General features: G+C 65.4%; 16 protein-coding genes. 9 read left to right on the top strand and 7 right to left on the bottom strand.

The features are described from left to right. Nucleotides 1–13: 13 nt before the first annotated feature. From PMI14_RS33980 to PMI14_RS02490, 6 genes are all read left to right on the top strand, one after another. A complete protein-coding gene (locus tag PMI14_RS33980) occupies nucleotides 14–751 on the top strand; it encodes a PilX N-terminal domain-containing pilus assembly protein (protein WP_007849119.1) in 738 nt (245 codons plus the stop codon). Nucleotides 752–765: 14 nt separating this feature from the next. Next, nucleotides 766–4,116, top strand: a complete 3,351-nt coding sequence (locus tag PMI14_RS33975; RefSeq protein ID WP_007849118.1) for a pilus assembly protein — start codon at nucleotides 766–768, stop codon at nucleotides 4,114–4,116. A 29-nt stretch (nucleotides 4,117–4,145) separates the two neighbouring features. Continuing rightward, nucleotides 4,146–4,580: a type IV pilin protein gene (locus PMI14_RS02505; RefSeq protein ID WP_007849115.1), complete on the top strand. Its 435-nt coding sequence runs from the start codon at nucleotides 4,146–4,148 to the stop codon at nucleotides 4,578–4,580. Between the two features lie 41 nt (nucleotides 4,581–4,621). Next, nucleotides 4,622–5,749 (top strand): bifunctional diaminohydroxyphosphoribosylaminopyrimidine deaminase/5-amino-6-(5-phosphoribosylamino)uracil reductase RibD, encoded by a 1,128-nt coding sequence (gene ribD / locus PMI14_RS02500; protein WP_007849114.1) that lies wholly within the window; start codon nucleotides 4,622–4,624, stop codon nucleotides 5,747–5,749. A 146-nt stretch (nucleotides 5,750–5,895) separates the two neighbouring features. Further along, the gene (locus PMI14_RS02495; RefSeq protein ID WP_007849112.1) at nucleotides 5,896–7,098 is read left to right on the top strand and encodes an ammonium transporter; all 1,203 of its coding nucleotides are present in this window, start codon (nucleotides 5,896–5,898) and stop codon (nucleotides 7,096–7,098) included. Nucleotides 7,099–7,212: 114 nt separating this feature from the next. Then, on the top strand, nucleotides 7,213–9,060 hold the full coding sequence (locus PMI14_RS02490) for a phospholipase D family protein (protein WP_007849103.1): 1,848 nt from the start codon (nucleotides 7,213–7,215) through the stop codon (nucleotides 9,058–9,060). Between the two features lie 27 nt (nucleotides 9,061–9,087). On the opposite strand, the gene PMI14_RS02485 is transcribed toward PMI14_RS02490, so the two are convergent. Continuing rightward, nucleotides 9,088–10,053, bottom strand: a complete 966-nt coding sequence (locus PMI14_RS02485) for a tRNA-dihydrouridine synthase (protein ID WP_007849101.1) — start codon at nucleotides 10,051–10,053, stop codon at nucleotides 9,088–9,090. A 139-nt stretch (nucleotides 10,054–10,192) separates the two neighbouring features. On the opposite strand from PMI14_RS02485, the gene PMI14_RS02480 reads away from it, so the two are divergent. Then, nucleotides 10,193–10,756, top strand: a complete 564-nt coding sequence (locus PMI14_RS02480) for a hypothetical protein (protein ID WP_007849099.1) — start codon at nucleotides 10,193–10,195, stop codon at nucleotides 10,754–10,756. Between the two features lie 34 nt (nucleotides 10,757–10,790). On the opposite strand, the gene PMI14_RS02475 is transcribed toward PMI14_RS02480, so the two are convergent. From PMI14_RS02475 to PMI14_RS02465, 3 genes are all read right to left on the bottom strand, one after another. Then, entirely contained in the window at nucleotides 10,791–11,942 is a 1,152-nt protein-coding gene (locus PMI14_RS02475; RefSeq protein ID WP_007849097.1) for a class I SAM-dependent methyltransferase, read from the bottom strand. Nucleotides 11,943–11,949: 7 nt separating this feature from the next. Continuing rightward, nucleotides 11,950–12,471 carry a GNAT family N-acetyltransferase gene (locus PMI14_RS02470; RefSeq protein WP_035202087.1) on the bottom strand — a complete coding sequence of 174 codons (522 nt, stop codon included), beginning with the start codon at nucleotides 12,469–12,471 and terminating at the stop codon, nucleotides 11,950–11,952. Nucleotides 12,472–12,613: 142 nt separating this feature from the next. Next, nucleotides 12,614–13,168: a hypothetical protein gene (locus PMI14_RS02465; RefSeq protein WP_007849092.1), complete on the bottom strand. Its 555-nt coding sequence runs from the start codon at nucleotides 13,166–13,168 to the stop codon at nucleotides 12,614–12,616. Between the two features lie 185 nt (nucleotides 13,169–13,353). Here PMI14_RS02465 and PMI14_RS02460 point away from each other — a divergent pair, with 185 nt between their 5' ends. Next, nucleotides 13,354–13,989: a response regulator transcription factor gene (locus PMI14_RS02460; RefSeq protein ID WP_007849089.1), complete on the top strand. Its 636-nt coding sequence runs from the start codon at nucleotides 13,354–13,356 to the stop codon at nucleotides 13,987–13,989. Next, a complete protein-coding gene (locus tag PMI14_RS02455; RefSeq protein ID WP_007849086.1) occupies nucleotides 13,976–15,817 on the top strand; it encodes a hybrid sensor histidine kinase/response regulator in 1,842 nt (613 codons plus the stop codon). The genes PMI14_RS02460 and PMI14_RS02455 overlap by 14 nt, the downstream gene beginning before the upstream one ends. Here PMI14_RS02455 and PMI14_RS02450 read toward each other — a convergent pair. The 3 genes from PMI14_RS02450 to clpB form a co-directional block, all read right to left on the bottom strand. Continuing rightward, nucleotides 15,789–17,228, bottom strand: coding sequence for a coniferyl aldehyde dehydrogenase (locus PMI14_RS02450; protein WP_035202085.1), 1,440 nt, complete (start codon nucleotides 17,226–17,228; stop codon nucleotides 15,789–15,791). The genes PMI14_RS02455 and PMI14_RS02450 overlap by 29 nt on opposite strands. 109 nt (nucleotides 17,229–17,337) lie before the next feature. Then, the gene (locus PMI14_RS02445) at nucleotides 17,338–17,679 is read right to left on the bottom strand and encodes a hypothetical protein (RefSeq protein WP_007849081.1); all 342 of its coding nucleotides are present in this window, start codon (nucleotides 17,677–17,679) and stop codon (nucleotides 17,338–17,340) included. A 51-nt stretch (nucleotides 17,680–17,730) separates the two neighbouring features. After that, a complete protein-coding gene (gene clpB / locus PMI14_RS02440; protein WP_007849079.1) occupies nucleotides 17,731–20,340 on the bottom strand; it encodes an ATP-dependent chaperone ClpB in 2,610 nt (869 codons plus the stop codon). Between the last annotated feature and the right edge of the window lie 29 nt (nucleotides 20,341–20,369).

Raw genomic sequence — 20,369 nt, 5'->3', positions numbered from 1 at the left:
CGAGAAAAAAATCATGCAACGCAGGCCTCAAAAATCTTCACAGCAAGGCATATCACTTTTTGTGGTGATTGTCTTGGTCCTCCTATCGTCTCTCATTGCCTTGTGGGGATCGCGCACGGCCATATTCAACGAAATGGTGGTTGGCAACGACGCAGATTACCAGCGCGCCTTTGAAGCAGCCCAGGCATTGATACAGGACGCTGAATTCGATATTCGGGGCGAACGCAGCGACGGCGCATCGTGCGTGCCGGTTTCTGGAAAACCGGAGGTGTGCCGCGTCCCCAATGCCATAAATACCGTCTGGATTCCAAGCGAAGACAAGGAAACCGGTGATATTTTGGCCCAACTGGACAACGCGGCCACAAAGTGCGAGAAGGGCCTTTGCCTGAAGCGCATTACCAACCAGGATTTCTGGAACAGCAAAACCACTTTGACCTCCATGATGGCCAACGGCGTAGGGGCGAGATATGGTCAATTCACCGGGGCAACGACTGGCAATGCAAGCAATCCCATCCTCAAACTCAACCAGACAACCACCAGCCCTACCGAGGGTGGCTGGTACTGGATTGAAATCATGCCCTATGACAGCAACGCAGGGAATTCAGGCTTGATCACCAATGGAGACTCCAATTTGGGCCTGAACCTCAAACCCAATATTGCCTACCGAATTACGGCGATCGCACATGGACTGAAACCGAGCACCCAGGTTGTTCTTCAGTCCACCTTTGTACGCCAAAAACTGAAAAACTAATTGGAGAAGTTTTCATGAAAACCCACAAGATCTTCAAGAAAAGCGTTGTTTGCGCGCTGATTGGTTCAATGTTCGCGCCCTATGTGGTTGTCGCCGCCCCCTTGGACCTTTCCCAGCTTCCTCCAGGCCTTGTGGCCATTCCACCAACGCCCAATGTCGTTGTAACTGTTGATGATTCGGGCAGTATGGGTGAAAACATTAACGGCGCAGGCACGCCAGTCAAGATCACAGCACTGAAGGCCGCACTGGCAGATGTCTTCAATGACAAATTGCTTCTGCCCGATGGGAAGATTCGACTTGCGTGGCAGGCGATGTGGAACAACGGCGGCTCACCTGGAGCAGGCAACCTGACCCCGGGTGCCATCAACTCGATGAAGATTCTGGATGATACACACAGAACGAATTTTCTTACTTTTGCCTCGAATTTGAAGGCCAACAATGGTACGCCATCGCACAGAATGATGAAGCAGACGTACGATTACATGAAGACGGCAAAAAGCATCAATAGCCCCTGGGCCTCCAAACCCGGAACTACCGAAGAGCCTTATATGGGCTGCCGTCGCTCCTACCAGATCTTCATGACCGATGGCGCTTGGAATGGCCAAGATGCGACGGTACGCCCCGGCAATACAGACAACACCAATTTTACACTACCGGACGGTACCGCTTATAGCACAACGTCGGCACAGACCAACGTCTATCGAGGTGCGCTTTCGAATTTGCTCGCCGACTGGGCTATGAAAATGTGGTCCGAGGATTTGCAGACCGGCATTACAAACGACCTCAAGCCCAGCACAACCGATGGGGTGCCATCCACAGAAACATTTGGCGCCGTGGCACTGCAAAGGTACTGGAACCCTAAACACAATCCCGCGACCTGGCAACACGTGGTGCAGTACACAATTGGTTACGGAAAAGATGCGTACTCCTGGCCCAGTGATCCCACTTGGGATTCCACGACCGATGACAACTATGGAGGTGACTACTCAGGTTTGGTTCAGGGAACTGCACTGTGGTCGCCAACGACGTTCGGTGACCTGAATGCGAACAACCCTGCAGAGCTGTGGCATATGGCCATCAACAGTCGGGGTAAATTTTATCCAACGGGTCCGGGCCGGAAATACGACTTGAAAGAAGCCTTTCGCAATATCCTGGAAACCATCAACCTGCAAAATTCTTCGGATGTGGGCACTATGGGCGCGAGTGCGAGCACAAACTCCCGCACGGACATCAGCCGCTTCGTAGCAGGTTACGATCCCAAACGATGGTCTGGATATGTATATGCAGACAAGATCGATCCTACAGGAGCCTTCAGCCCGGACCCTGGATGGGGCACCAATACAGGCCTGCCCGTCCCCAAGGACCGCAAATCCACGGCTCAGAAATTGGATGCGCTGACCTCCATCACCAATCGCGTGATCCTTACGACGAATGATCTGACCAACGGAGGCGTATCGTTCGAATGGGAGACTGGGGTCACCAAACTGAGCGCCACTCAAAAGGCAACGCTGAACACAGACTCGAAGGGCCAAGACCGTATCGCATTCCTCCGAGGCGATCGGACCAAAGAAGGCGGCACCACGTCGGCGCCGTTCCGCGTGCGCGACTCCCGGCAAGGCGACATCATCAACTCCAATGTCTGGTATGTGGCTTCGCCAGCCAGCAACTACCCGCACAAGGGTTACAAGGCATTTGCAGCCTCGCTGAGAAATCGCCTGCCCATGATCTACGTGGGCGGCAATGACGGCATGCTGCACGGTTTTTCCGCAACCGATGGCGAGGAAAAGATTGCCTACGTGCCTAAAGCCGTCATTCCCGAACTGTACAAGCTCAGCGACCCCAGCTACACCCACCGCTACTATGTGGATGGTTCGCCGTTTACCGGGGATGTGGATATCGCGGACAAATCGGTCTCGGGATATTCGCCGGATTGGCGAACCCTCCTAGTGGGCACTTTGGGCGCCGGAGGCAAAGGCTATTTCGTCATGAATGTGACGCAGCCTGGCACGGGAGCGACCGTTCCGTCTGATTTCACTACGGCCAAAGCGGCCAACGCGGTGGTCATGGACAAGACGCTCCACCCGAGCGCAGCGCTGACAGCGGGCAGCGACGATGAGGACATTGGACATATTTTCGCCCCGCCGGTCATGGATGACGCCAATCCGTTCCGGACCACGCAGATTGCGCTGATGAACGACAATCGCTGGGCTGTGGTCATGGGCAATGGCTACAACAGCAAGAATGAGCGCCCTGTTCTGCTTATCCAGTATCTGGATGGCGCCAAGGAACTCAAAAAGATCGTTGCCACCGGCACCCAAGTCGTCAGCACCCCCGTCAACGCTGTGACAGATACGAATGTGCTGGCAAACGGGCTATCGGCCCCCAAGTTGCTGGACTTCAACAGCGACGGCAAGGTGGATGTGGCTTACGCAGGCGATCTGAAAGGCAATCTCTGGAAATTCGACCTGACCAGTCAAACGGCATCCAGTTGGAAAGTTGCTGAATTCAGCGGCTCATCCAAGCCCCTGTTCGTGGCGACCTATATTGATGGCAAGCGCCAACCCATATCGGCCCCCCCTATTGTCAAAGCCAATGACCGGGGCGTGGGCGGCGTGATGGTCTCTTTTGGCACAGGGGTCAATGTCACTGATGCCCATCGCATCAGCACAGATGTACAAAGCGTTTACTCCATTCATGACAACACCAAATACAAGCAAACCACCAGTGGTAACCTGGTCGTGAATACCGTGACCAGCGACAATGGCGTAACGCCCGTTGCCGTAAGTGGCCGCACCACCTTAGTCAAACAAGAAATGGTGACATCAGCAGCCGGCATTTCGGGTGGCGGCGTCAACTCAGACTGGAAATTCTGGAAAATGAGTGACAACGCCGTCAATTACGACAAGACGAAAGGCGCCGTCAATCAAGGTTGGTATTTTGACTTCCAGGTCAGCAGTGAGCGCGTGCTCCGGCCCTTGACGTTCTTCGATGGTAGCAACAACTTGGTAGTTTGGTCGACCACCCCTGCATACGGGGGCAATGCCACAGGGGCCGAATCCTGCGAGCCCTCCGGCACGCCTGAGAAAGCCTATGTCACCTTGCTTAACATCATGGATGGGAAGCGGCCTAGCGTGCAAGTAATGGACACCAATGGAGATGGCATCTACAACAAGGCCGCCGACGGAGAAACGTCCAGAATGACGATCTCCCCGGGAGCGACAAGCTCCACGACAGGAAAGAGGACGATTTCGATCAAGGGCGAGATCAAAGGCAAGGATTCAACAGGCAAGGAGATAGCCTCCGGCACGGACTGGGCCCGCATGCCCGAGCAACCCATGCGTCCGAGCTGGCGCCAACTGCAATAATGAAGCCCGATACCAAGGAGTACGCACACATGCGCCACAAGAGCAACAGGGGTTTCACATTGATCGAGCTGATGACCGTGGTGGCCATTGTCGGCGTCCTCACGGCCATCGCTCTGCCCAGCTACAACGAATACATCCGGCGCGGGCATCGGGCCGATGCACGGGCCGGGTTGTTGCAGGCGGCGCAGTACATGGAACGTGCAGCCACGGCCAACGGTGTGTACCCCACTTCTGTGGCAGCGTTCACCCTTCCAACGCAACTGAGCTGGACGGGAGACACCAGCAAGCGTTATGGCATTGCCGTTGCGGGCACAGCCAGCACCTTCACCCTGACGGCCACGCGCAAGACAGGAACACCCCAGGCAACCGACAAGTGTGGTGAATTGACGCTTACCCAGGCAGGTGTGCGCGGAGCCTCGCCCCTTTCAGCGGGGGCAACCATCCCCGAGTGCTGGAACAAGTGACGTGACCCCGCCACAATCCGTCAGGCCCCGCATGCGCTAGCATGCACGCCACCATGGCGACCTCTTCGGAACAGCAACACACCACCAAAGCGCTTGAGCTAGCCACTCAGGCGCTTTGTCTTTCCAACCCCAATCCGCGCGTGGGCTGCGTGATCACCACGCCCGACGGCCAGGTCCTCGGCCAGGGGTTCACCCAGCAGGCCGGCGGCCCGCATGCCGAGGTCATGGCGCTGCGCGATGCGGCCGCACGGGGCAACGGCGTGCAGGGAGCTACCGCCTACGTCACGCTGGAGCCCTGCTCGCACCAGGGCCGCACAGGGCCCTGCTGCGATGCACTGATCGGTGCCGGCATCGGCAAGGTGGTGGCCTCCCTGGCCGACCCCAACCCCCTGGTCTCGGGCCAGGGTTTTGCGCGCCTGCGCGCTGCCGGCGTGGAGGTGGTCGCAGGCCCTGGCGCGACGGAATCGCGCGAACTCAACATCGGCTTCTTCAGCCGCATGGTGCGCGGCACGCCCTGGGTGCGCCTGAAGACCGCCGCCTCCCTGGACGGCACCACCGCGCTGGCCAACGGGCAGAGCCAGTGGATCACCTCACCCGCAGCCCGGGCCGATGGCCATGCCTGGCGCGCCCGCGCCTGCGCCGTGCTCACGGGCATCGGCACCGTGCTCGATGACGACCCGCGCCTCGATGTGCGCGATGTCGCCACGCCGCGCCAGCCGCACCTGGTGATCGTGGACAGCCAGTTGCAGACCCCGCTGCAGGCGCGCCTGTTCTCCATCCCGGGCCGCACCTGCCTCATCTACACCGCAAGCGACGATACGGCGAAAAAAGCAGCCCTGGAGAACCACGGCGCTACGGTGATCTGCCTTCCCAACCCCCAGGGCAAGGTGGACCTGGGCGCCATGCTCCAGGACCTGGGCCGGCGTGCCATCAACGAATTGCACGTGGAGGCGGGCCACAAGCTCAACGGCTCCTTCTTGCGCGAAGGGCTGGTGGACGAGTTGCTGCTCTACCTAGCCCCCCGGCTGCTCGGTCCGGGCCTGGGCATCGCCCAGGCTGCACCCCTGCAGGCGCTGGCGGATGGCACCGCGCTCGAGTACGTCTCCGTGGACCGGCTCGGACCCGATCTGCGCCTTGTGGCCCGGGTACAGGGGCGCGACCGCTTCTGACCCTCCCTCACCCGCACCAAAACAGCACAGCACCACCGCGGTGAACCATGCCACATGCTGGCGCATTTTTTGCTTGAAATTGGTGCATTCATTGCAAGACGCAGTGAAATGCACCAAAACAGATCAAACAATCGCGTGGAGATGGTATGGAAGCACTCAAACAGGGCACGGACGCCTTGTTCATTCTGCTCGGGGCAATCATGGTGCTGGCCATGCATGCCGGGTTCGCCTTTCTGGAGCTGGGCACGGTCCGCAAGAAGAACCAGGTGAATGCCCTGGTCAAGATCCTCGTGGACTTCTCCGTGTCCACCGTGGTGTACTTTGCGGTGGGGTACAGCGTGGCCTATGGCACCCATTTCTTCGTGGGGGCCGAGACCCTGGTCCAGCAAAGCGGTTATTCGCTGGTCAAGTTCTTCTTCCTCCTGACCTTCGCGGCGGCCATTCCGGCCATCGTCTCGGGCGGGATTGCCGAGCGCGCCAAGTTCTGGCCGCAGCTCATGGCCACGGCCATCATCGTGGGCTTCGTCTACCCGTTCTTCGAGGGCATCGCCTGGAACCAGCACTTCGGCGTGCAGGCCTGGATCAAGTCGCTCACGGGCGAAGAGTTCCATGACTTCGCCGGCTCGGTCGTGGTGCATGCCGTGGGCGGATGGATCGCCCTGCCTGCCGTGGTGCTGCTCGGCTCGCGCGCCAACCGCTACCGCAAGGATGGCGCCATCTCCGCCCACCCGCCATCGAACATCCCCTTCCTGGCCCTCGGTGCCTGGATCCTGGTGGTGGGCTGGTTCGGCTTCAACGTGATGAGCGCGCAGACCGTGGACAAGCTCTCTGGGCTGGTCGCGGTCAACTCGCTGATGGCCATGGTGGGCGGCACGCTCGCCGCCCTGGTGCTGGGCAAGAACGACCCGGGCTTCGTGCACAACGGCCCGCTGGCGGGCCTGGTGGCCGTGTGCGCGGGCTCCGACCTCATGCATCCGCTGGGCGCGCTGGTCACAGGGGCCATCGCCGGCACCATCTTCGTGCTGCTGTTCACCCTGACGCAGAACAAGTGGAAGATCGACGACGTGCTCGGCGTCTGGCCCCTGCACGGCCTGTGCGGCACCTGGGGGGGCCTCGCGGCCGGCATCTTCGGCAGCAAGGCCCTGGGCGGCCTCGGCGGGGTGGCCTTCAGCGCGCAGTTGATCGGCACCACCCTGGGCGTGGTCTGGGCCCTTCTGGGTGGGCTGGTGGTGTACGGTGCCCTCAAGGCCACCGTGGGCCTCAGGCTCTCGCAGGAAGAGGAATTCGACGGCGCCGACCTTTCCATCCACAAGATCAGCGCCACGCCGGACCGCGAAGTCAGTTGGTAAGCAGTTGCCAAGCGTGGCGCCGTTCACACGGCGTTACGTTTCGGCGCGCCGTCCGACAACGGGGGCGCGGGGCGCGGGCTATACCTTCAGTAGTATCCAGAAGGCCTCCTCCCCATGCCCGCCCCCATCGCCACGTTCAAAGACCTTGCCACCGCCGCCCGCTGCGGCTGGATGGCCCTGGTCGCCACGCTCGCCGTGGCGGTGGTCACCGGTTGTGCGGGCTTGCCCCAGGACGTGGTCCGCCCCGAATCCACCGCCCTCGCCTCCCCCGCCGACACGCCCCTAGGGCAATTGGTGGAGACCCGCCGGCAGGCCGCAGGGGGGCGCCACCTTTCGGGGTTCCTGCTGCTGGGCGGGCCCCAGGCGGCTTACAGCAGCCGCCTGGCGCTGGTGGACGCGGCAACCAAGACACTGGACCTGCAGTACTACGCCATCCATGCCGATGCCAGCACCGAACGCCTGCTCCAGAGCGTGGTGTCGGCCGCCGGGCGCGGCGTGAGGGTCCGGGTCCTGCTCGACGACTTCCACAGTGCCGGGCGCGATGCACAGGTCATGCGCCTGGCCTTCGTGCCGAACATCGAGATGCGCATGTTCAACCCGCTCTCCGGGGCGCGCAGCTCCACGCTGGGCCGCATGTTCGGTGCGGTCACCGATTTCTCGCGGGCCCAGCAGCGCATGCACAACAAGCTCTTCATTGCCGACAACGCCATGGGCGTCACCGGCGGGCGCAACCTGGGCGACGCCTACTTCGGCACGGCCGATGCCGGCAACTTCGTCGACCTCGACGTGCTGGCCGTCGGGCCCATCGTGCAGGACCTCTCGCGCAGCTTCGACCACTACTGGAACAATCAGCGCGCCTACCCCGTGCAGTCCCTGGTCACGCGCGAGGAACTGGACACCATGCGCAGCCAGTACGAAGCCGCCGATGCCGCCGAGCGGGAGCGCCAAGTGGCCCTGCCCACCTCACAGCCAGCCGCCAGTGCGCCAGCCCTGGTCCAGGACGACCCCTCCGGCGCGGGAGCCCCGCGCAACCGCATCTGGGACTACCAGCCCATGGACCTGGGCAGCACCGCCTTTGTCTGGGCGCCGGCCGTGGTGCTGGTCGACCAGCCCGCCAAGATCCCTGCAGAAGGCCTGGCCAGCACCTCGCCGCCCGCCACGGCACCGGCCACCGCATCGAATGCCCGGCAGGCTGCGCGCATCGCCCCTCCCGCAGGGAGCAATGCCCTCGTGGCTGGCGGCAGCGCTGCGGCACTCCCGTCCACGGACCTGGAGGATGCTGGCGAGGGCGATACCGTGGTCGATGGCCTGTTGCACCTGATGGGCCAGGCCCGGCGCGAATTGCTCATCGTTTCGCCCTATTTCGTGCCCGGACCGGACATGAAGCAGGCCTTTGCCCAGGCCCGCGCACGGGGCGTGCGTGTGCGGGTGCTCACCAACTCGCTGGCCTCCAACGACGCCCCGATTGCCCATGCCGGCTATGCCCGGCACCGGCCCGAGTTGCTGGCCATGGGCGTGGAGCTGTACGAGATGCGCAGCGAGCTCTCCGGCCTGGGCAGCGCATTCGGCAGCCCGGGGGGCTCCTCGGGCGGCAGCGCCTCCTCGCCCACCGGTTCGGTGGGCAGCTCGCGCGCCATGCTGCATTCCAAGGTGCTGGTGATGGACGGCCGCCTGGTCGCCATCGGCTCCATGAACCTCGACATGCGCTCGCAAAGGCAGAACACCGAGATCGCGCTGCTGATCCGCAGCACCGAGTTGTCCCGGCGCATCACCACGCGGCTGGAGCCGGCCCTGGGGGAGCTGGCCTGGCGCGTGGAGCTGCAGCAGCCCGGCAACGAACTGCTGTGGCATGCGCCACAGGGCAGCGGCCTGCAGGACAGCCGCACCGAACCCGATGCCAGCGGGCCGCTGCGCCTGCTGCTGCGCTTGCTCGGCCCGCTCGCCCCGGACCACCTGCTGTAGGCGCCGGGCAAGCAAGGACACGCGCCGTCAGGCAGCCACACGCTCCTGCAAGGCGGCCACCCAGGCCGTGATGGCACGCTGGTCCGTCATCGTGCGCACATGCTGGTACGCCGCCTCGCCCTCGGGGAAGCGCCGGCGCATCAGGTTCAGCCACTGCTTGAGCCGGCCCGCGCGCTGGCGCGGCTCCAGGTCGTCGCAGACCAGTTGCCAGAACGCGGCGATGTGCGGCAGCAGATCGTCCCATTGCACGGTGTCCGAGCCTGGCAGCCCTCTGTCCGTGGCACGGATGGCGCGCGCCAGCCCCGGGTCGGCCACCATGCCCCGCCCGAGCATCAAGGCGTCGCAGCCCGATACCTCGCGGCAGCGCAATGCGTCGGCCACGGTCCAGATCTCGCCATTGGCCACCACGGGCAGGGCCACCGCAGCACGGATGGCCGGTATCTGCTCCCAGTAGGCCGGGGGGCGGTAGCCATCGACCTTGGTGCGGGCATGCACCACCAGCTCACAGGCGCCACCCGCCTCCATGGCCTGCGCGCACTCGCGCATCAGGCCCGCATCGTTGAAGCCCAGGCGCATCTTGGCCGATACGGGCAGGTGCGCCGGCACCGCGCGCCGCACCGCGGCCACCACCGTGGCGATGCGCTCGGGCTCCTGCAGCAGGGCTGCCCCGCCGCCGTGGCGGTTCACCACCTTGGCCGGGCAGCCGAAGTTCAGGTCGATCCCCTCCGGCCCCAGCGCCGCCAGGCGCGCTGCATTCTCGGCCATGCTTACCGGGTCGGAGCCGAGCAACTGGGCCCGCACCGGCACGCCGGCCAGCGTGCGGCTGCCATTGCGCAGCTCGGGCAGGTAGCGCAGGAACACCTTGTCCGGCAGCAGCGTGCCCGTGATGCGGATGAATTCGGACACACAGCGGTCCACGCCGCCCACGCGAGTGAGCACGTCACGCAGCACAAAATCGAGAAGCCCCTCCATCGGGGCCAGCAGCAGGGTCATCGCAGAAGCAAAGTCACAAGAAAAACCACCCGCAGGGCGGCAGGCAACCCGCCATTGTGCGGCAGGCGGGTCATCACAGCGTCATGCCAGGGTGCTGCAATTGCAGGCACCCCGTTCCGTACCCGCCCGCGCCTCCATCATGCTGCTCCAAAAAACCGACAAAGCCCGCCTGGAACTCTCGCCCGGCGTCCGCACGCTGAGCCTGCGGGAGCGGTCCTTGCTGCTGCTGGCCGACGGCAAATCCCTGTCGGACCTGCAGGCCATGTACAACGGCATCGGCGCGCAGATCGTGGACAACCTCATGCGCCAGGGCTACCTCACCGGCCCGGCCACCCTGCCGGACGCACCCAGCGCTGCGGCAACTCCGGCCGCCATGCCCGATGCGCCCAAGGCAGCGCCCCAGGTGCCGATGGCTGCAGCCAAGCCCCAGGACCCCAGCGATGCCCTGCGTTCGCTCGCCGGCACGCGCATGTACCTGTTCGACATCTGCGAGCGCATGTTCGCGCGCCGGGATCCGGCCCTGGCCAAGCAATTCCACGAGGCATTGCGCGGTGCGCGCGACCGCGCCAGCATGCTCGACGTGGGCGAGGCCCTGCTGGAGGAAGTGGCACAGATGGCCGGGGCCGAGCGCGCGCAGACCATCCGCGACCGCATGGACCAGCTGCTGCCCCGGGAGCCCGAAGGCAGCACCTCCGAGGCGTGACATGTTCTTGGGCCCCGCCACGCGGGGCCAGGGTTCAGCCGATGGCCGCCAGCCGCCAGAGCGAGGTCACTTCGGCGGAACGGGCGGCGTGCAAGGCGTCACCCGCATCGACCGCCTTGGCGTGCCGGGGTTGCACGTCATGGCGGCCCAGGATGCGCAGGCCACCCTCGGCGATCCAGGCCAGCAATTGCTCGCGCGGTCGCAGCTCCAGGTGCTCGGCCAGGTCCGACAGGATCAGCCAGCCTTCGCCGCCCGGCTCCAGGTGGGCCGCCAGGCCCGCCAGAAAACTGCGCAGCATGCGGCTGCCCTCGTCGTACACGGCATGCTCGATGGGCGAGCTCGGGCGTGCCGGCACCCAGGGCGGGTTGCACACGACCAGGGGCGCCCTGCCCGGCGGGAACAGGTCCGCCTGCAGCAACTCCACCCGATCGAGCACGCCCAGGCGCTTGAGGTTGTCGCGCGCACAGGCCATGGCACGCGGATCCTGGTCGGTGGCCACCACGCGCTGCACGCCGCGGCGCACCAGCACGGCCGACAGAACGCCCGTGCCCACGCCGATGTCGAAGGCCAGCGCAGAGGAAGGCAGCGAGGTATTGGCCACCAGGTCCACATACTCGCCCCGCACGGGCGAGAACACGCCGTAGTGGGGGTGGATGCGGTTGTGCGCGCCTTCGCCCAGCGCGGGCACTTCCACGCCCTTCTTGCGCCATTCGAAGGCGCCCACCAGGCCCAGCAGCTCGCGCAGCGTGGCCACCGAGCTTTCGCCACTGGCCGGGCCCCAGGCCTCGGTGCAGGCCTGGCGCCAGTCCGGTGCCCGGCGCAGGTCGATGCCGTAGTCGGGCGAGAGAGGGATCAGCAGCGACGACAGCACCCGCGCGCGCTGGGCCTGTGCCTGGCGGTGCAGGTGAAAGGCCTGTGCCGGGGTGGCGGTCGCCGCTTTCTCGGCGGCCTTGGCGGCTGCCTTGCGCGGCTTGCGGTCCACCCGGCGCATCAGCGCCTGCAGCAGCATGCGCGCGTTCTGGAAGTCACCCTGCCAGAGCAGGCCCGTGCCCTCGCAGGCGAGGCGGTAGGCCGTATCGGCAGACAGGGTGTCGTCGGCGGTCACCACCCGGCGGGGGGCCGGGGCGCTGCTCTCGGAGCGCCACTGGGCACTGTGGGCCTGGCCCAGGTGGTTCCACTCGATCATCGACGCCTTAGTTGATGGGGCGCTTCAGGCGCACTTCTTCGATCTTGACGCCACCGATCACATTGGTCTTGGCGGTGGAGAGCTCTTGCTTGAAGCCGGCCATTTCGTGGAAACGGATGGCACGCTCATTGCGCAGCGGCACCCAGGCCGTCACGTTGGTGCAACCTTCTTCCTGGAGGCCATCGCGCGCGGCATCCCACAGGGCCAGGCCGACGCCCTGGTTCCAGTGGGTGGGGGCGGCGTAGATGGCCCAGATTTCGCCTGTGGTGGGGCGGGACTTCTCATCGCGCGAGCGGTCGTAGCCGACAAAGCCGACGATCTTTTCGCCATCGATGGCCACCTGCACCTGGGGCTCGCAATACTCGATGGCTTCGCGCCAGTAGGCCTGGCGCTTGTCGACGGAGGACATGGACTTCAATTGCTCGTCTGGCACCAGCCCTTTGTAGGCCTCTTGGGCAGAGACGGTGTGGATCTGGGCGATGGCTTTGGCATCGCGAAGCGTAGCGGGACGAACCTGGATACTGGACATGAAAAAACCGAACGAAAACTGGGTGTGAAAAAACGAAAGGACCGGCATTGTCGCCGCAAACGGTTTTTCACCCTTCGCCGGTAGGGTACCCGGGCCTGCACGCCCCTGGCAGGCCAACCCCCGAAGCGGCCGGAAAGCCTTGTCAGGCCAGGGCCAGCGAGCCTCCAAGGCCGTCGCCTGCGCGCTCGCGGGCCGACTGGGCCAGTGCGCGCTTGTTGCGTGGGCGGGGCACCTTCACCTCGGGTGGCATGCCGTTGACCGCATTCAGCCCCACCACCAGGGTCACGCTGCGCGAGCCCCCGTCGCGCTCATCGGGGGCATAGGCGCGGTAGCTGCCGCTGCCCTGGCCATGGCTGCGTTGTACGGTGTGGAACACGATGCGCACGCCACTCACCCGGTGGCCACTGAAAGGCAGCACGCGCAGACGGGCATCGCGGTCCAGCGCCAGGCCCATGCAGCCCGGGCGGTTGATGAGGTCGGTGCGGGCGCTGCGCCAGGTCAGGCCGTTGTCGATGGAAAACTGCCAGTTGCCCGCCTGTGCATCCAGGTGCTCGATGATCACGCCCGCCGATGCCAGCAGGTCCGGGCAGTTGTCGTGCACGATCTGGGCGATGCAATTGCCGCCCACCCCCACACCCGCAGAGGGCTTGTGCTCGGGCGATGAAGGCATTGGGTTCGAAAGAGCGCTGGCAGCCATGTTGTATTCCCCTGGTGGTTGGAAAAAGGTTGGTCTTTGCCAACCGCCACAGTACGCCGGTCCCGTACGGTACCAGGGTCACTGCATGGAGGAAAGTCTAAAAACCGCTGGCCCTTGCGTCCATCGCACAAATGGACTAGTTCGCACCGGTTCCCTCGTGCGGTGTTGTGCGCAATACTCACGGCATGCCTGCCAGCCTGTTGCTCATTGACGACCACACCTTGTTCCGTACCGGGCTGCGCCTGATCGTGCAAGACCATCCCTCCGTCGGCTCCATCGCCGAAGCCGGCTCCATCGCCGAAGCCTGCGCCCTGCCCCCGGCCCAGGTGGACCTGGTGCTGCTGGACATCCAGCTGCCGGGCATGAGTGGGCTCGACGGCCTGCGCCTTTTGCGCCAATCGCACCCAACCGCACGCATCGTGCTCGTATCTGCCAGCATTGCCCCCGATGCGGTCTACGAAGCGCGCTCACGCGGGGCCGACGGCTTCCTACCCAAATCGGCCAGCGGCGAGGACATTCTGGAGGCGATAAGCCTCTCCCTCTCCGGCGAGCCCTGCTTTCCTGCGAACAGCGGCAATGCCGCCACCCTGCGCGCGCCCGCCGCGCCTAGCCTCACCGCGCGCCAGCTCGAAGTGCTGTCGCTGCTGTGCACCGGCAAGCCCAACAAGGTCATCGCGCGCAACCTGGGCCTGAGCGAGAACACCGTGCGCGTGCATGTGGCTGCCATCTTTGCGCAACTGGGCGTCAACAGCCGCAGCGCGGCACTGCTGGCAGCGCAGCGCCTGGGCCTGTCCATGCCGCCGCTCCATGACGTTGTCTGAAGCCCTGCCGCTGATTCCCCGCTGGCCCTGGGCACGCCGACGCTGGGAGCGCGACGAGGTGCTGCGCGAGCAGGTCACGCTGCTGCGCCAGAACTTTCCCATGACCTTGCTGGCGTCCCTGGCCACGGCGCTGGGCACCCTGTGGGTGATGGCGCGCGTGGCCGACACCCAGGTGGTCAGCATCTGGCTGGTCTCGCATGCACTCGTGGTCATCGGGGTGTATGCCACGCTGCGCGGCATGGCGCCGCAGCGCGACCCGGTACTGCACTCGGCACGCAAACTCATGGCCTGCATGGCCGCCATGGGCCTGAGCTGGGGCAGCCTGGGCTTCGTGGTGCTCTACTGGGGCTCTTCCGAGAGCGTGATCTACGCCATCGGCATCGTCAGCACCGTCTCCTCGGGCGCGCTGGGCCTGGGGGCTCCGTTGTACCGCGCCTACATCACCTACCTCAGTTGCGCCGTCGGAGGCATCTTCGCCGCCGTGGCCATGAGTGGCGGCCCGGCCATGTGGCCCGCCCTGTTCCTGGTGCTGGTGTACTACGCACTCACCGGCCTGCAGGCCAGCACCGGCGACACCGCCACCCGCCGCAGCATCGCCCTCAAGCTCGAAAACGAGCGGCTGGTGGCCGAGCTGCGCGCCGAATCGCAGCGCGCGCTGGCCGCGCAGGAGGAAGCCGAGCGCGCCGACCGGGATAAATCACGCTTTCTCGCGGCCGCCAGCCACGACCTGCGCCAGCCGCTGCATGCCATGGGCCTGTTCCTGGAAACCCTGCAGCGCAGCCCCATGAGCCCGCACCAGCTGACCGTGCTGGGCCATGCGCAGGCGGCTTCCAGTGCGGCCGTGGAAATGCTCACCACCCTGCTCGACTACTCGCGGCTGGAAGCCGGTGTCGTCAAGATGCGGCCCACCGCCTTTGCCGTACAGCCCCTGCTGACCGCGCTGGAGCAGGAATTCGGCGTGCAGGCCGACAACGCGGGGCTGGTGTACCGCACGCACGAGACCTCCACCGCCGCCTATGCCGACCGCTCGCTGGTGATGCTGGTCATGCACAACTTCATCTCCAACGCGCTGCGCTACACCGCACGCGGCGGCGTGCTCATCGCCTGCCGCCGCCGGGGGCGGCGCATTGCGCTGGAGGTGTGGGACACCGGGGCCGGCATACCGCAAAGCCAGTGGGACAACATCTTCCAGGAATTCCACCAGCTGGGTAACCCCGAGCGCGACCGCCGCAAGGGCCTGGGCCTGGGCCTGGCCATCGTGAAACGCCTGGCGCGCGAAATGCGCACCTCGGTGGAGCTGAGCTCGCGCCCCGGGCGGGGCTCGGTGTTCCGGCTCTGGCTCGATGCCTGGCAGGGCGCCCTGGAGGACGAGGCCCCGCCCTCCTTCAACCACTTCGATCTCACGGGCCTGCATGTGCTGGCCATCGACGACGACGAATCGGTGCGCCTGGGCATGCAGGCCCTGCTGCAAAGCTGGGGCTGCCACTGCACCACGGCCGAATCCAGCGCCGATGCCCTCGACCACATCGAGGACAGCACGCCCGACCTGATCATCACCGACTTCCGCCTGCGCCATGAAGAAACCGGCAAGCAGGTGCTGCAGGCCCTGCGCGCCTACCTGGGTGTAGCGGTGCCGGCCATCATCATGACCGGCGACACCTCGCCGCAGCGCCTGCGCGATGCGCAGACCACTTCGGCCCTGCTGCTGCACAAGCCGGTGTCCACGGGGCAACTGCGCGATGCCATCGTGCAATTGATCAGCGGCGCCGTGCCCGCGTCCCCGCCGCCCGATGCCCTGGCTACAGCCAGCGGCGAAGAAGCCCCATGACCTGGTCGAAGCGCGCGCCGTAGGGCGGGTAGAACAGCGAGCCCATCGCCCAGCGCGACTGCACCAGCACCGACTTCTGGTGGCAAAAGCGCAGGAAGCCCGGCTCCCCGTGGTAGGCCCCCCAGCCACTGTCCCCCACGCCGCCAAAAGGCAGGTTGTCGTGCGCGATGTGCATCAGCGTGTCGTTCACGGTCACGCCACCGCTCACGGTGCGGCGCAGCACATCGTCGCGCACCGCCTCGCTCTGGCCGAACCAGTACAGCGCCAGCGGCCGCGGGCCCGCATTGATGTGCGCCACGGCATCGTCCAGGCGCTCGTAGGAGATGACCGGCAGGACGGGCCCGAAGATCTCCTCCTGCATGATCTGCATGTCCGAGGTGACGCCGAACACCAGCGTGGGCAGCATCTGGCGGCTCACGCCATCGCCCAGCGTGCCGACCGTATTCACCACGGGCTTGCCCGCCGCGGGATCGATGGGCTGCACCTCGGCCCCCTGCGTCTGGGCCTGCTGCAGCATGGTGCGCAAGCGCGCGTGGTGGCGCGGCGTGATGATCGAAGCGTAGTCGGGGTTGCCCTCGATGGTGGGGAACAGGCGCGCCACGGCAGCCCGGTAGGCATTGGCAAACTCGGTCTCGCGTCCGCGCGGCACCAGCACATAGTCGGGTGCGATGCAGGTCTGCCCGGCATTGAGCAACTTGCCATGGGCGATCTTGAGCGCCGCATCCTGCATGTCGCAATGGCCGTCGATGATGCACGGCGACTTGCCACCGAGCTCCAGCGTGGTGGGCGTGAGGTTCTGCGCGGCCGCCAGCGCCACCTTGCGGCCCACGGGCGTCGAGCCGGTGAACACCAGGTGGTCGAACGGCAGCGAGGCAAACAGCGCCGCCAGGTTGGCATCGCCCTGCACCACACAGAACTCCTCGGGCGCAAAGAACTGCGCCACCAGCAGCGCCAGCTGGGCCGACGTGTGGGGTGTGAGCTCGCTGGGCTTGAGCATCACGCGGTTGCCCGCAGCCAGCGCCGTGATGGCCGGCGCAAGCGCCAATTGCACGGGGTAGTTCCACGGAGCGATCACCCCCACCACCCCGAGCGGCTGGCGCTGTATGTGCGCGGAGGCAGGCTGAAGGTAGATGGGCGTGCGCACCTTCCGCGGCTTCATCCAGCGCGCCAGGTGCTTCAAGGTGTGCGACAGCAGGGTGCGCAGCACGAAGAAATCCGCCACCTCGGTGAGGCGGGGCGAGCGCATGCCGAAATCGGCCTGCACGGCCGCCGCCAGCACGGCACCGTTTTCGTCGAGCAGCTTGCGCATGCGCAGCAGGCGCTCGCGGCGCACGAGCAGAGGCACCTCGACCTGGATGCGGCTGGCCTGCCGCTGGGTTTCAAAAAGGGCGTGGATGTCGGCTGGTGTCATGGAGCGCATGATAGAGGCCCCTGCGCCTGCCTCCAGGCCATGCCGGCGCGTCCAGAGGGGCATGCCGAGCGCTGCCGACCACCGCTTGCGGGCGCCCCGGGACCCATCCTCAACGCAGCTCGCGCGGCTCCACGTCGGTCACCTCCACGGCGCTGGGCAGCACCCCGCCACGGCGCGACGGCGCTGCCGGTTCTGCGGCGGCATCGGGCTGGCGCGCAGCCCCCCATTGCGCCCGGGAGCGCATGGCAGCGCTGAATCCCGTGCGCGGATCGACCCGCATCACCCAGGGGGTCATGGGCCGGCCCGTGAGCCGTGCCCAGGTCGCGCGCGCGGCCCACACCAGGCCCAGTACCAACGCAGCGGCCAGCAGGCTCAGGAACACCACCAGCCCCATGGCCAGCACCAGGGCACGCACGGCCAAGCGCAGCAAACCCGAAACAAGATTGTTCAAACGACACCTTTCCTTTCAACGGGTGGCCGCCAAAGGGCCACCCTTTTCCCCTCAAGCGGGCTCGGAAGCCCCGCCGAACTGGAAAACACCGGGATCGAGCACCGGATCCACCGTCACCGGGATCACGCTCTTGGGCGGGAACCGGCCCTCCAGCAGCAGCTTGGACAGCGGATTTTCTATCCGCTGCTGGATGGCCCTCTTGAGTGGACGGGCACCGAACACCGGATCGAAACCCACTTTGGCCAGCTCTTCGAGCGCCGGGCCCGAGATCTGCAGCTGCAGGTCCATCTTGGCCAGGCGCGCTTCGAGCAGTTGCAGCTGGATGCGTGCAATCGCCTCGATGTTCTTCGCATCCAGCGCGTGGAACACCACCGTCTCGTCGATCCGGTTGAGGAATTCGGGTCGGAAATGGTTCTTGAGTTCCCCCCAGACCGCTTCCTTGATGTCATCCGCGTCCTGCCCGACCATGGCCTGGATCAGGTGCGAGCCGATGTTGCTGGTCATCACGATCACCGTGTTCTTGAAGTCCACGGTACGGCCCTGGCCATCGGTCAGGCGGCCATCGTCGAGCACCTGCAGCAGCACGTTGAACACGTCGGGGTGGGCTTTCTCCACCTCGTCGAGCAGCAGCACGCTGTAGGGCTTGCGGCGCACGGCCTCCGTCAGGTAGCCGCCCTCCTCGTAGCCCACGTAGCCGGGCGGCGCACCGATCAGGCGGGCCACGGAGTGCTTTTCCATGAACTCGCTCATGTCGATGCGGATCAGGTGGTCTTCGCTGTCGAACAGGAAGCCCGCCAGCGCCTTGCACAGCTCGGTCTTGCCCACGCCCGTGGGGCCCAGGAACAGGAAGGAGCCCGTGGGGCGGTTGGGGTCGGACAGGCCCGAGCGCGAGCGGCGGATGGCATTGGCCACGGCGGTAATGGCCTCCTCCTGGCCGACCACGCGCTCGTGCAACTTGCCTTCCATCTGCAAGAGCTTGTCCTTCTCGCCCTGCATCATCTTGGCCACGGGGATGCCCGTGGCGCGGCTCACCACCTCGGCGATCTCCTCGGCGCCGACCTGCGTGCGCAGCAGGCGCGGCGCACTGGCCACGCCATCCTTGCCATCTTCCTTGGCCTGTGCTTCCTTGAGCTGGCGCTCGAGGTCCGGCAGCTTGCCGTACTGCAGCTCGGCCACCTTGTTGAAGTCGCCCTTGCGGGTGAACTCCTCGATCTGGAACTTGAGCTTGTCGATGGCTTCGCGCACATGCGCGCTGCCCTGGGCCTGGGCCTTCTCGGACTGCCAGATCTCGTCGTAGTCAGCGATCTCCTTCTGCAGGCGCACGATCTCCTCCTCGATCAGGCCGAAGCGCTTGACCGAGGATTCGTCCTTCTCGCGGCGCACGGCCTCGCGCTCGATCTGCAGCTGGATCAGCCGGCGGTCGAGCTTGTCCATCACCTCCGGTTTGGAGTCCATCTCGATCTTGATCTTGGACGCGGCCTCGTCGATCAGGTCGATGGCCTTGTCGGGCAGGAAGCGGTCGGTGATGTAGCGGTGCGAGAGCTCCGCCGCGGCCACGATGGCCGGGTCGGTGATGTCCACGCCGTGGTGCACCTCGTACTTCTCCTGCAGGCCGCGCAGGATGGCGATGGTCGCCTCCACCGTGGGCTCGCCCACGAGGATCTTCTGGAAGCGGCGCTCGAGCGCGGCATCCTTCTCGATGTACTTGCGGTATTCGTCGAGCGTGGTGGCGCCCACGCAGTGCAGCTCGCCGCGCGCCAGGGCCGGCTTGAGCATGTTGCCCGCGTCCATGGCGCCCTCGCCCTTGCCGGCACCGACCATGGTGTGCAGCTCGTCGATGAAGACGATGGTCTGGCCCTCGTCCTTGGCCAGCTCGTTGAGCACGGCCTTCAGCCGCTCCTCGAACTCGCCGCGGTACTTGGCACCGGCCAGCAGGGCCGCCATGTCCAGGCTGAGCACGCGCTTGCCCTTGAGCGACTCGGGAACCTCGCCGGCCACGATGCGCTGGGCCAGGCCTTCCACGATGGCGGTCTTGCCCACGCCGGGCTCGCCGATGAGCACGGGGTTGTTCTTGGTGCGGCGCTGCAGCACCTGGATGGCGCGGCGGATCTCGTCGTCGCGGCCGATCACCGGGTCGAGCTTGCCGATGCGCGCACGCTCGGTCAGGTCCAGGCAGTACTTGGCCAGGGCCCCGCGCTGGCCTTCGGCCTCGGGGCTGTCCATCTTCTGGCCGCCGCGCACGGCCTCGATGGCGGCCTCCAGACTCTTGCGCGTGAGGCCGTTGTCCTTGGCCAGGGTGGCGGCCTCGCCCTTGCTGTCGATCAAGGCCAGCAGGAACAGCTCACTGGCGATGAACTGGTCGCCGCGCTTGATGGCCTCCTTCTCGGTGGCCTGCAGCACGCGGCCGAGCTCGGGCCCGCCCTGCACCTGCTCCTGGCCATGCACGGCCGGCAGGCGCTTGACAGCGCTCTCCGCAGCGGCCAGCAGGCCCTGCACATTGACGCCTGCGCGCTGCAGCAGCGCACGCGGCCCGTCCTCCTGGCGCAACATGGCCACGAGCATGTGCACGGGCTCGATATAGGCGTTGTCGTTGCCCAGCGCCAGCGTCTGGGCGTCGCTCAGGGCTTCCTGGAACTTGGTGGTGAATTTGTCGAGACGCATGGATGAAATGTCCTCCGAATTGCGTCACA

This window comes from Acidovorax sp. CF316, from assembly GCF_000276605.1.
Classification (GTDB): domain Bacteria; phylum Pseudomonadota; class Gammaproteobacteria; order Burkholderiales; family Burkholderiaceae_C; genus Acidovorax.
This window is presented reverse-complemented; position numbering and strand designations above follow the sequence as displayed.